Below are 12727 nucleotides of genomic sequence, written 5' to 3'. Positions count from 1 at the left end.
CGCGGATGGGCCGTGAGCAGCCGATACGGCGATTCAGCCGCCCGACTGGAGCGAGTGGGCGATGAGCAGCCTGCCGTCGGTGACGACGAGATCCAGCCGGAAACCCTCGATCGACACGTCGTGTTCGCGGGCGCCCCGCTTGCGCAGCGTCAGGTCGAGCCCGACGGAATACCTCTGGTCGTCCTGCGCGGTGCTGCTGATCCGGGGCTCGCCGTAGATCGCCACCACCTCGTACCGCTGCCAGTACTGGTCGTCGGCCTGCTCGGCGGGCCGGGACTCGGGCACCCAGTCCTGCCGCGCGCCCGCGGTGTCCTTCGGCAGTTTGGCGAAGTGCCGCCGGACGAAGGCGTCCACGTCCTTGGTGGTGAGCGCGGCCGGCGCGGGAGGGCTCGTGCTCTGTCCCGGCGAACCGCTGCCGGAGCCGGCGGACTGGTCGCGGTCGAGCAGGAAGGGCACGGCCACCGCCGCGGCGACGAGCAACACCAGCACGACCGCGGCGACCAGAACCCCGGTTCGCCGCCCCTGGCGGCCCGCGGTGTGGGCCGCCAGCTCCTCGGCGACCTGTGCGGCCGTCGGCCTGGCCGCGGGCTCGATCGCCAGCAGGCGGGTCAGCAGCGGCGTCAGCGATCCGGACCGGCCGGGCGGGGTGACCTGCCCGGTCGAGATCTTGTAGAGCAGGCCGAACTCGTTCTCGGTGCGCCCGAACGGCGGCTGTCCCTCCGTCAGCGCGTAGAGAGTCGCCCCGAACGAGAACATGTCCGCCGCCGGGTCGGGCTCCGCGCCGCGGGCCAGCTCCGGCGCGAGGTAGGCGAGCGTGCCCGCGAGCCCGCCGGTCCTGGTGACCGAGACGTCGCCGGCCGCGCGGGAGATGCCGAAGTCCGTGATCTTGACGCTACCGTTGTGTCCGATCAGGACGTTTCCCGGTTTGACGTCCCGGTGGACGATCCCCGCCTCGTGCGCCGCGGCGAGCGCCGCCACGACCTGCGCGCCGATCCGCGCGGCCTCCTCCGGCGGCAGCGTGCCCCGCTCCTTGAGCACCTCCGACAGGCTGCGCGACGGCAGGTACTCCATCACCAGGCACGGTTTGCCGTCGTCGATCACCACGTCGAAGACGCCGATCGCGTTCGGGTGGTGCAGCCGGGCGGCGATCCTGCCCTCCCGCATCGCCCGCTCACAGGCCTGCTCGACCAGTCTCGGCTCCAGGTCGGGCAGCAGCAGCTGCTTGATCGCGACCTCGCGGTGGAGCATCTCGTCGCGGGCTCGCCACACGACTCCCATCGCACCGCTGCCGAGGCGTTCGAGCAGGGTGTACCGGCCGGCCAGTGCGCCCACGGTACTAGCGGTCCTCCTTGGTGATGAGCAGCTTGTCGCCCTTGCCGTCGATCTTGAGCGTGTGCTCCTCGGTGGTGGTCTTGTTCGTTTCCGTCGTGGTCAGCGCCAGGGCCGTCGTCACCTGGAAGGTGCCGTCGTCCGACGCCGTGACCAGCGGACTTCCCTTGATCGCGACCTTGGCGTAGTCGCCCCAGTACGCCTTCTCGGAGCTCTCGCTCGGCGCGCTGTCCGGGTCCCAGTCGCCCAGGGAGGCCTTCACGTTCTGCGGCAGCTTCCCGTAGTGCTGCTGCACGAACTGCGTGACCTGGGCTTTCGTGAACTTGGTCGCGGGCGGCGCCGACGTCGGGCTCGGGTAGCCCTGCGACGACGTCGGCTTCTCGCTCGTCGGCTCCGGGGTGGTCGTGGTCGGCTTGGCGGTGGTGGGCTGGGTCTGCGAGGGCGTCTTCGACGTCGAGGTGCTGGGACCCGCGGTGTGGTCCTTGTTGCTCATGTTCTGGATGAGCGCGTACGCCAGGCCCGCGACCAGCAGCACGGCGAGGATCGAGGCGGCGATGGCCAGGCCCCGGTTCTTCTTCTTCGGCGCGGGCTCGGGGTCGTAGTCGTAATCGCGGTCGTGGTCGTAGTCGGGCTCGCGCGGTGGCACGGGCGGCCGGGTGCGCGGGCCTTGGGGGGACATCGCCCGCGGGCCCTGCGTGCCCGGACCCGACGACGCCATCGGGCGCGCGGTCTGGGTGCCAGGACCCGACGGGGGCATCACGGCGGTGCCGGCCGGCGGCGTCATCGGGCGCGGCGGGATCACGGCGGTGGCGGGCACGACGTGGCCGGCCGCGATCGCCTTGAGCTCCTCGGCCGCCTGGGCCGCGGTCGGCCGCTGCGACGGCTCGTTGGCGAGCAGCCGCACGAGCAGGGGCGTGAGCGGGCCGGAACGCATCGGCGGCCGGGTCTCGCCGCGCGCGACCTTGTAGAGCAGGCCCAGGTCGTTGGTGCTGCGCCCGAACGGCGGCTCGCCCTCGGTCATCGCGTAGATCGTCGCGCCGAGCGAGAACACGTCCGACGGCGGCGCGGGCTCGGCACCGCGGGCCAGCTCGGGCGCGAGGTAGGCGGGCGTGCCCGCGAGCATGCCGGTCTTGGTCACCGCCACGTCGCCCAGCGCCCGCGAGATGCCGAAGTCGGTGATCTTGACCGCCCCGTCACGTCCAATGAGGACGTTGCCGGGCTTGATGTCGCGGTGGACGATCCCGGCGGCGTGCGCGGCGGCCAGCGCACCGGCCGCCAGCGAGCCGATCCTGGCCGCCTCGACCGGTGGCATCGGCCCGCGCTCGTCCAGCACCGCGGAGAGGTTGCGGGACGGCAGGTACTCCATGACCAGGCACGGCTTGCCGTTGTCGACCACGACGTCGAACACGCCGATCGCGTTCGGGTGCTGCAACCGCGCGGCAATGCGAGCTTCACGCATCGCGCGTTGAATGGCCTCCTGGACCTCGTGCGCCTGCACGTCGTTCAGGAGCAGCTGCTTGACCGCCACGTCCCGGTGCAGGAGCTCGTCGCGTGCACGCCACACGACGCCCATCGCCCCGGCGCCGAGCTGGTCGAGCAGGACGTAGCGGTCGCCAAGCCTGTTGTTCACGCGCGGACGGTACCCAACCGGACCGTGAAGCGTCGGTAGTACCTCGGCATCGGTCCAATCGAGAGGACGGGAAGTGGCTACCTGATGGCCAGTGGCCCTGGACACACGACGTGGTCAAGGTGTGCGATCGACATCAGTTGGGTACGGATCTACAAGGGGTAACCCGCTGACAGGCCCCTTGATCGAGCAAGGCAGGATTGCGGGCGACGCGGACCGACACGGCGGAAGGGCGCTGCCGATGAGTGGACGGCTCGGTATCGACGATGTCTCCCCGGTGGTCTCTGCTGGTAGATATCCAGCGAAAGCCGTTGTGGGGGAACACGTTCCGGTCCAGGCGACGGTCTGGCGCGAGGGGCACGACAAGCTCGCCGCGACCGTCACGTGGCGCGGACCGAACGACCGGGTCGCCCGCCAGACGAGAATGCACGAGGTCGGCATCGGCCTCGACCGGTGGGGCGCGACGGTCGTGCCCGACGCCGAGGGCGCGTGGACGTTCCGGATCGACGCGTGGAGCGACCCCTGGGGCACCTGGAACCACGCCGTCGAGGTGAAGATCGCGGCGGGACAGGGTCCCGGCGATCTCGCGAACGACCTCGAGATCGGCGCGCAGCTGCTCGATCGGGTGGCGAGGCGACCCGATCGGAGGCAGGAGCGAGCACTGCTCATGTCCGCAGCGGCTGCGCTGCGTGACGAGGACCGGCCGCTGAACGAACGCGTCGCGCCCGCGATGGCCGACGAGGTCCAGAAGGTGATGTTCGAGCACCCCGTGCGCGAGCTGATCACCAAGGGCAAGACGCACAAGATCTGGTGCGACCGCAAGAAGGCCGCGTACGGCTCCTGGTACGAGTTCTTCCCGCGCAGCACCGGCGGGATCGACGAGACCGGGCAGGCGGTGCACGGCACGTTCGCCACGGCGGCCAAGGAGCTCGACCGCGTCGCCGCGATGGGCTTCGACGTCGTCTACTTCCCGCCGATCCACCCGATCGGGCGAGTGAACCGGAAGGGCCCCAACAACACGCTCGTCGCCGGCCCCGAGGACACCGGTTCCCCATGGGCGATCGGCTCGGACGAGGGCGGCCACGACGCGATCCACCCGCAGCTCGGCACGATCGAGGACTTCGACGCGCTCGTCGAACGCGCGAAGGACCTCGGTCTGGAGATCGCGCTCGACTTCGCGCTGCAGTGCGCGCCGGACCACCCGTGGGTCCTCAAGCACCCGGAGTGGTTCACCACCCGCCCGGACGGGACGATCGCGTACGCGGAGAACCCGCCCAAGAAGTACCAGGACATCTACCCGATCAACTTCGACCTCGACCCGCAGGGCCTCTACCACGAGGTGCTCCGGGTGATGCTGCACTGGGCCGAGCACGGGGTGCGGATCTTCCGGGTCGACAACCCGCACACCAAGCCGCCGGACTTCTGGCACTGGCTGATCTGGAAGGTCAAGGAGGTCTACCCGGACACGCTGTTCCTGTCCGAGGCCTTCACCCGTCCCGCCCGGCTCTACGGCCTGGCCAAGCTCGGCTTCACCCAGTCCTACACGTACTTCACCTGGCGGACGGGCAAGCAGGAGCTGATCGAGTTCGGCGAGGACCTGCGCGACCACTGGGACGAGGCGCGGCCGAACCTCTTCGTGAACACGCCGGACATCCTGCACGAGTCGCTGCAGCACGGCGGTCCCGGCATGTTCGCGCTGCGGGCGGCCCTCGCGGCGACGCTGGCGCCGTCGTGGGGCGTGTACAGCGGCTACGAGCTGTTCGAGCACGAAGCCGTGAAGCCCGGTAGCGAGGAGTACCTCAACTCCGAGAAGTACCAGCTGCGGCCACGCGACTACGCCCGCGCACTGGCGGACGGGCGCAGTCTCGAACCGTGGCTGCGCAAGCTCAACCACATCCGCAAGGCGCACCCGGCGCTCCAGCAGATGCGCACGCTGAAGTTCCAGCACACCGACAACGACGCGATGGTCGCGTACTCGAAGCGCGACCCGGAGACGGGCGACACCGTCCTGGTCGTCGTCAGCCTCGACCCGAACAACGCGCAGGAGGGGACGCTGTACCTCGACCTGCCCGCGCTCGGGTTCGACTGGCACGAGCGGGTGATCGCGCACGACGAGGTCACCGGCGAGACCTGGGACTGGGGTCAGGCCAACTACATCCGTCTCGAGCCTTGGCGTGCCACCGCGCACGTCGTGAGCCTGCAGCGCCGCTTCAGCTGACCGATGAAGGGCTCCTTCATCGACCTGAGGTGGATGAAGGAGCCCTTCATCGAAAGCCTCTACACCCCCGACGAGGTGGGAACATGATCGAAGAGACCCGTCCCGACGCGGCGTTGGGGCTCGAAGGAACACCGCACACCGGAGAGGCCATCGACGACGAGGGCTTCCTGGTCGAACCCCAGGCCGAGGACTTCAGGTCGGCCGAGCCCGCGTCGGAGAACCCGAACTGGTTCAAGGGCGCCGTCTTCTACGAGGTCCTGGTCAGGGCGTTCAGCGACTCCAACGGTGACGGCACCGGCGACCTCAGGGGACTCGCCTCGCGCCTGGACTACCTGGAGTGGCTCGGCGTCGACTGCCTCTGGCTGCCGCCGTTCTACGCCTCTCCCCTGCGCGACGGCGGCTACGACATCAGCGACTTCCGCGCGGTGCTGCCGGAGTTCGGCACCGTCGAGGACTTCGTGTACCTGCTGGAGGAGGCGCACCGGCGCGGGATCCGGGTGATCACCGACCTCGTGCTGAACCACACCTCCGACGCGCACCCGTGGTTCCAGGAGTCGCGGCAGAACCCCGAAGGCCCGTACGGCGACTACTACGTGTGGAGCGACGACGACTCGCGCTATGCCGACGCGCGGATCATCTTCGTCGACACGGAGACGTCGAACTGGACGTACGACCCGGTGCGCGGGCAGTTCTTCTGGCACCGCTTCTTCAGCCACCAGCCGGACCTCAACTACGAGAACCCGGACGTGCAGGAGGCGATGCTCGACGTCCTGCGGTTCTGGCTCGACCTCGGCATCGACGGGTTCCGCCTCGACGCCGTGCCGTACCTCTTCGAGGAGGAGGGCACGAACTGCGAGAACCTGCCGCGCACGCACGAGTTCCTCAAGCGCTGCCGCAAGGTCGTCGACGACGAGTACCCCGGCCGGGTGCTGCTCGCCGAGGCGAACCAGTGGCCGTCGGACGTGGTCGAGTACTTCGGCGACCCGGAGATCGGCGGCGACGAGTGCCACATGGCGTTCCACTTCCCGTTGATGCCGCGGATCTTCATGGCGGTGCGCCGCGAGTCGCGGTTCCCGATCTCGGAGATCCTGGCGCAGACGCCGGCCATCCCCGAGAACGCCCAGTGGGGCATCTTCCTGCGCAACCACGACGAGCTGACGCTGGAAATGGTCACGGACGAGGAACGTGACTACATGTACGCGGAGTACGCCAAGGATCCGCGGATGAAGGCCAACATCGGCATCAGAAGGCGTTTGGCCCCGTTGCTGGAGAACGACCGCAACCAGCACGAGCTCTTCACCGCGATGTTGTTGTCACTGCCCGGTTCGCCCGTCCTCTACTACGGCGACGAGATCGGCATGGGCGACAACATCTGGCTCGCCGACCGCGACGCCGTGCGCACCCCGATGCAGTGGACGCCCGACCGCAACGCGGGCTTCTCGAGCTGCGACCCCGGCCGGATCTACCTGCCGGTGATCATGGACCCGGTCTACGGCTACCAGGGCCTGAACGTCGAGGCACAGCTCAACAACTCGTCGTCGTTGCTCAACTGGACCCGCCGGATGATCGAGGTGCGCAAGCAGCACCACGCGTTCGCCGAGGGCGACTTCACCGAGCTCGGCGGCTCGAACCCGAGCGTGCTCGCCTACAAGCGGTTGTGGAAGCGACCGGACGGCCGTGAGGACATCGTGCTCTGCGTGAACAACCTGTCGCGCTTCCCGCAACCCGTCGAGCTGGACCTCTCCGAGCACCGCGACTACACGCCGCTGGAGCTCACAGGAGGTGTCAAGTTCCCCTCGATCGGGGAACTCCCGTACCTGTTGACCCTTCCCGGTCACGGTTTCTACTGGTTCCAGCTGGTAGAGGCGGGCGACGACAGCGAGATGAGGTGAACCCGCGCATGATCGATCCCCACGAACTAGTCGACAAGCTGGTCGCCTCACTGCCCGATCTGCTCCCGGCCGCCAGGTGGTTCGGCGGCAAGGACCAGCCGATCACCGCCGTCCGTCCACTGAGGACGACGGTGGTGGACGGCGACCTGGTCCACGTGATCTTCGAGGTGGAGCAGCCCGGGCGGACCGAGAGCTACCAGGGCGCGCTCAGCCTGAACACCGGCGCCTGGGACGTGTTGCTGGATCCCGACCACAACGGGGTGCTGCTCGACCGGATCGCGTCCGGGTACATCACTTCGGGCAACGACGCGGACAGCATCGTCTTCACGCACGAGCCCGGCACGGAGCTGCGGTCCGGTCTGCGCGGCCGGCCGATCGGCGTCGAGCAGTCCAACACGTCGCTGATCTACGGCCAGCAGTACATCCTGAAGATCTTCCGCAAGCTCGCCCGCGGCGAGAACCGCGACCTGGTGCTGCACCGGGCGTTGCGGTCCGTCGGCTGCGAGCACATCGCGCAGCCGCTCGGGTCGATCTCCACCGAGCTCGACGGCGAACCGGTCACGCTCGCGATGCTGCAGGAGTTCCTGCCGGACGCGGTCGAGGGCTGGGCGATGGCCACGACCTCGGTGCGCGACCTGATGGCCGAGGCCGACCTGCACGCGTTCGAGGTCGGCGGCGACTTCGCGGGCGAGGCGCACCGGCTCGGGCAGGCCGTCGCCAAGGTGCACGCGGACCTCGCGCAGGCGCTCGGCACGCGGCTCGCCGACGACGACGCCGTCGCATTAGCCGTCGAGGGCATGCAACGACGCCTCGACGCGACGCTGCAGGCGGTGCCGGAGCTCGCGCGGTACGAGGAGCCGCTGCGGGCGACGTTCTCCGACGCCCGCAAGCACCTGGGACGGATCCCGATCCAGCACATCCACGGCGACCTGCACCTGGGCCAGGTTCTGCGGACCGTGCACGGCTGGCTGCTGATCGACTTCGAGGGCGAGCCGGCGGCGAGCGTCGAGGCCCGCAACGGGCTGAAGTCGCCGCTGCGCGACGTGGCGGGGATGCTGAGGTCGTTCGACTACGCGGCACGCCAGCTGCTGATCGGTCAGCCCGACGACGACCAGCTCGCCTACCGCGCGATGGAGTGGACGAAGCGCAACCGGGCGGCGTTCTGCGACGGCTACGCCGAGGTGGCGGCCGACCCGCGGGACAACGCGCACCTGCTGCGCGCGTTCGAGCTGGACAAGGCGGTCTACGAGGTCGCCTACGAGCACGCCAACAGGCCGGAGTGGTTGACGGTTCCGCTGTCGTCGATCGCCCGGATGACTTCAGGAGGAGAGTAAGCCGTGAAGGCCGACCTGGACCGACTCCTGTCCGGTGCGCACCACGACCCGCACTCGGTGCTGGGTGTGCACACCGTCGGCGACCAGGTGATCGCACGGGCGCTGCGGCCCGGCGCGACGTCGGTCGCGGTGTCGTGGGGTGACAAGCAGGTCGAGCTGCCGCGCATCGCCGACGCGTTGTTCGAGGGCGAGCTGCCGGAGGCGCCCGGCGACTACCGGTTGCTGGTGTCCTACGGCGACCACACGGTCGAGGTCGACGACCCGTACCGGTGGCTGCCCACGGTCGGCGAGCTGGACCTGCACCTGATCGGCGAGGGCCGCCACGAACGGCTGTGGGACGTGCTCGGCGCGCACGTCCGTTGCTACGAAACGGTTGCCGGTGACGTCACCGGTGTCTCGTTCGCGGTGTGGGCGCCGAACGCGCGCGGCGTGCGGGTGACGGGCGACTTCGACGGCTGGGACGGGCGCGCGAACCCGTTGCGCTCCATGGGTTCCAGCGGCGTGTGGGAAGTGTTCCTGCCGAACGTGCCGGTGGGCACGCGGTACAAGTTCCGCATCCTCGGCGCGGACGGCGTGTGGCACGAGAAGGCCGACCCGATGGCGTTCGCGACGGAGACGCCACCGCAGACCGCCTCGGTCGTGACGCGCTCGGAGTACCAGTGGGGTGACGCGGAGTGGGAGGCGCGGCGCGAGGCCACCCAGTGGGCCAACGCGCCGATGTCGATCTACGAGGTGCATCTCGGCTCGTGGAAGCCCGGTCTCGGCTACCGGGAGCTCGCGACCGAGCTCGCCGACTACTGCGAGGACATGGGCTTCACGCACCTGGAGCTGCTGCCGGTCGCCGAGCACCCGTTCGGCGGCTCGTGGGGCTACCAGGTCACCTCGTACTACGCGCCGACCTCGCGGTTCGGCTCGCCGGACGACTTCCGGTACTTCGTGGACACGCTGCACCAGCGCGGCATCGGCGTGATCGTCGACTGGGTGCCGGCGCACTTCCCCAAGGACGCCTGGGCGCTCGCGAAGTTCGACGGCACGGCGCTGTACGAGCACGCCGACCCGCGCCGCGGCGAGCAGCTCGACTGGGGCACGTACGTCTTCGACTTCGGCCGCAACGAGGTCCGCAACTTCCTCGTGGCGAACGCGCTGTACTGGATCGAGGAGTTCCACCTCGACGGTCTGCGCGTGGACGCCGTCGCGTCGATGCTCTACCTCGACTACTCACGGCCCGAGGGCCAGTGGCTGCCCAACGAGTTCGGTGGCCGGGAGAACCTCGACGCGGTGCGGTTCCTGCAGGAGCTCAACGCGACCGTGTACCGCCGTCACCCCGGTGTCGTGATGATCGCCGAGGAGTCGACGGCGTGGCCGGGCGTGACGCGGCCGACGCACCTGGGCGGCCTCGGGTTCGGGTTCAAGTGGAACATGGGCTGGATGCACGACACGCTGCACTACCTGTCGCGCGAGCCGATCCACCGGTCGTTCCACCACAACGAGATGACGTTCTCGCTGGTCTACGCGTGGAGCGAGAACTTCGTGCTGCCGCTGTCGCACGACGAGGTGGTGCACGGCAAGGGCTCGCTGTGGACGCGAATGCCGGGTGACGACTGGAACAAGGCCGCCGGGGTGCGGTCACTGCTCGCGTTCATGTGGGCGCATCCGGGCAAGCAGCTGCTGTTCATGGGCGGTGAGTTCGGGCAGCGGCAGGAGTGGTCGGAGTCGCGGTCGCTCGACTGGCACCTGGTCGAGCAGCCGGGCCTGCACCAGGGCATCCAGTCGTTGCTGCGCGACCTGAACTCGGTGTACCGGACGGCGGCGGCGTTGTTCTCGCACGACGTGACGCCCGAAGGGTTCCAGTGGATCGACGCCAACGACTCCGGCGGCAACGTGCTGTCGTTCCTGCGGGTCGGTGAGGACGGCTCGACGCTCGCGTGCGTGGCCAACTTCGCCGGGATGCCGCACCACGACTACCGGGTCGGGCTGCCGTCCGCCGGGCGGTGGAAGGAGCTCGTGAACACCGACGCCGCGCACTACGGCGGTTCCGGGGTGGGCAACCTCGGCGGGGTCGAGGCCGAGGCCAGGCCGTGGCACGGGCGGCCGTACTCCGCGGTGCTGCAGCTACCGCCCGCGGGCGTGCTGTGGCTGGTTCCGGAGGAGCCCGGCGTTCTCGGTGAGGCCGACTGACCTGTCCGGCAGCGCTCCGTTCCAGTAGAGCGCGCCGGACACGGTCGCGGTCGCCGGCGGGCTGCCGGTGCAGGTGCGGACGACCTGCTCGTTCAGGTCGAACGGCGGGAAGTCCGCGCACCCGGAGACGGTCAGCCGCAGGCCCGTCAGCGGCAGGCCGCCGGTGTTCGTGACGGTGACTTTCAGCTGGTCCGCCGCGTGTTCGAGGCTCAGTTCGTAGGTGGAGACGCGGAGGAACACGCAGTCCCAGTGGATCTCCGTCGTCGTGGTGGCGAAGAACCGGACGGTGGCGGCGTTCTGCGGCGCGATCATGCCGTAACTGTTGTACCGCTTGTCCTGTTGCGGCCACCGAGCGTACGTGTGTCCGGTTTGGACGTTGTCGCGGTCGAGGAACTGCAGCCCGACCGCCGTCGCCGGTCCAGGTCTGCCGCTGCCCGCCCAGACGGACAGGTCGTAGACGCCCTGAGGGACCGCTTTGACGGTGGTGCCGACGGTGCCGGGTCCGGTGATCGCGCCGTGGCGCGGGTCCGGCGCGATGCCCCCGGTGCAGCCGGGCAGCACCGGATCGGCCCCGGTGGGAGGGCCGAGCAGGAGCATCAGGGCGCAGAGGAACGCGCGCACAACTGGAAAGGTAGGTCGATCGGCTGACTCCGGCTCGGTGAACCTGATCAGCCCGCCGCACGTTGGCCTCTGTATGCGCCTGAGTTCGCCGAGTAGGACGCCCCTAAAGCCGACCGACAGGCACAATGGGTCCATGCGGCACCGGAGCATCGCGCTGATCGTCGCCACCGCCCTGCTCGCGGTGGGCTGCACCGCCCAGGTCCCGGGACGTCCTCGTGCCGCCAAGGTGGTGAAGAAGGAGGCGTCCACCGAGACCGTGCAGGTCCGCGGCACGGACAACGGCCCGACCGACAAGCTGGCCGCGACCGCGCTCACCGACATCGACGACTTCTGGAAGAAGACCTTCCAGCAGACGTTCAACAAGCCGTGGAAGTCGCTGACCGGCGGTTACTACTCGGTCGACACGCAGGACGCCACCGCGAAGCCGCCGCCGTGCACGCAGAAGGCCTCCGACGTGGAGGGCAACGCCTTCTACTGCCCGGCCGCCGACGCCATCGCCTGGGACCGCGCGTCCCTGCTCCCGGTGTTGCAGGACCGGTTCGGCGAGGCGGCCGTGGTCGTCGTGCTGGCCCACGAGATCGGCCACGCGGTGCAGAACCGCATGGGCATCACGCCGGAGGCCGAGCGCCGCGATCCGGAGAAGTACCCGACGATCCTCACCGAGGCCCAGGCCGACTGCTTCGCCGGCTCGTTCGTGCGCAGCGTGACCGACGGCAAGTCCCAGCGCCTCGACATCGGCACCGACGCCCTGGACAAGGCGCTCGGCGCGCTGATCACGTTCCGCGACCCGGTCGGCACCTCCCCGGAGGACCAGCAGGCGCACGGCAGCGCGTTCGACCGCGTGGCGGCCTTCCAGGACGGCTACGAGCAGGGCGCCAAGTTCTGCGGGGCGATGTCGGTGCAGAACCGCACGTTCACCCAGCGGGCCTTCACCACCGTCACGGACCGCGCGAACGGCGGCAACCTGCCGTTCTCGGAGATGCTGGAGTCGGTCACGCCCGACCTGGACGGCTTCTTCAAGACCCTGGCCACGGCCGCGGGCAAGACCTGGACGTCACCGCGCGCCGAGGCGTCCCAGACCGAGCCGAACTGCTCGGGCGACCAGGGCCCGGTCGCGTACTGCCCGGCGGACAAGTCGATCAAGATCGCCACCCAGGGCGAGCTGCCGTTGCTGCACAAGCAGCTCGGCGACTACGCGACCGGCACGCTGATCGCCACCCGGTACGCGCTGGCCGAGCTGGCCGTGCAGGGCAAGCCGATCGAGGGCCAGGAGGCCTCCGCGGCGGCGTTGTGCCTGGCCGGGGCCTACACGGGCGCGGTGTTCCAGCGTCAGGGCGCGTTCGGGCTGTCGCCGGGTGACTTCGACGAGGCCGTGACCGTGCTGCTGCGGTACGACTACGCGGCCCGTGACGCGCGCGGCCAGGACGCGGTGGATCCGGGGTTCCAGCGGGTGGCGCGGTTCCGCGAGGGCGTGTTCGGCGGCCAGAAGAAGTGCGGTCTCTGACCGCCCCCTGAACACGACGAAGGG

8 protein-coding genes are annotated in these 12727 nt (G+C 69.6%); 5 read left to right on the top strand and 3 right to left on the bottom strand.

The features are described 5' to 3' along the window. Positions 1 to 33: 33 nt before the first annotated feature. Both ACWEIJ_RS11220 and ACWEIJ_RS11215 read right to left on the bottom strand, forming a co-directional pair. Complete coding sequence (locus tag ACWEIJ_RS11220) at positions 34 to 1332, bottom strand: serine/threonine-protein kinase (protein ID WP_449837024.1); 1299 nt, start codon at positions 1330 to 1332, stop codon at positions 34 to 36. A 4-nt stretch (positions 1333 to 1336) separates the two neighbouring features. Continuing rightward, positions 1337 to 2959, bottom strand: a complete 1623-nt coding sequence (locus tag ACWEIJ_RS11215) for a protein kinase domain-containing protein (protein WP_449837023.1) — start codon at positions 2957 to 2959, stop codon at positions 1337 to 1339. 238 nt (positions 2960 to 3197) lie between these two features. On the opposite strand from ACWEIJ_RS11215, the gene ACWEIJ_RS11210 reads away from it, so the two are divergent. From ACWEIJ_RS11210 to glgB, 4 genes are all read left to right on the top strand, one after another. Next, positions 3198 to 5174: a maltotransferase domain-containing protein gene (locus ACWEIJ_RS11210; protein WP_449837022.1), complete on the top strand. Its 1977-nt coding sequence runs from the start codon at positions 3198 to 3200 to the stop codon at positions 5172 to 5174. An 83-nt stretch (positions 5175 to 5257) separates the two neighbouring features. Beyond that, positions 5258 to 7066, top strand: a complete 1809-nt coding sequence (treS, locus tag ACWEIJ_RS11205; protein ID WP_449837021.1) for a maltose alpha-D-glucosyltransferase — start codon at positions 5258 to 5260, stop codon at positions 7064 to 7066. Positions 7067 to 7074: 8 nt separating this feature from the next. Then, positions 7075 to 8400, top strand: a complete 1326-nt coding sequence (locus tag ACWEIJ_RS11200) for a maltokinase N-terminal cap-like domain-containing protein (protein WP_449837020.1) — start codon at positions 7075 to 7077, stop codon at positions 8398 to 8400. 3 nt (positions 8401 to 8403) lie between these two features. Further along, positions 8404 to 10578 (top strand): 1,4-alpha-glucan branching protein GlgB, encoded by a 2175-nt coding sequence (glgB, locus tag ACWEIJ_RS11195; protein WP_449837019.1) that lies wholly within the window; start codon positions 8404 to 8406, stop codon positions 10576 to 10578. Here the strand turns inward: glgB and ACWEIJ_RS11190 are convergent. Then, entirely contained in the window at positions 10513 to 11199 is a 687-nt protein-coding gene (locus ACWEIJ_RS11190; protein ID WP_449837018.1) for a DUF7850 domain-containing protein, read from the bottom strand. The two genes, glgB and ACWEIJ_RS11190, sit on opposite strands and share 66 nt — an antisense overlap. A 133-nt stretch (positions 11200 to 11332) precedes the next feature. Between ACWEIJ_RS11190 and ACWEIJ_RS11185 the strand changes: the two genes are divergently transcribed. Beyond that, positions 11333 to 12703 (top strand): neutral zinc metallopeptidase, encoded by a 1371-nt coding sequence (locus tag ACWEIJ_RS11185; protein WP_449837017.1) that lies wholly within the window; start codon positions 11333 to 11335, stop codon positions 12701 to 12703. The last annotated feature ends 24 nt before the right edge of the window (positions 12704 to 12727 follow it).

The sequence above is a fragment of the Lentzea sp. NPDC004789 genome (assembly GCF_053601075.1).
This window is presented reverse-complemented; position numbering and strand designations above follow the sequence as displayed.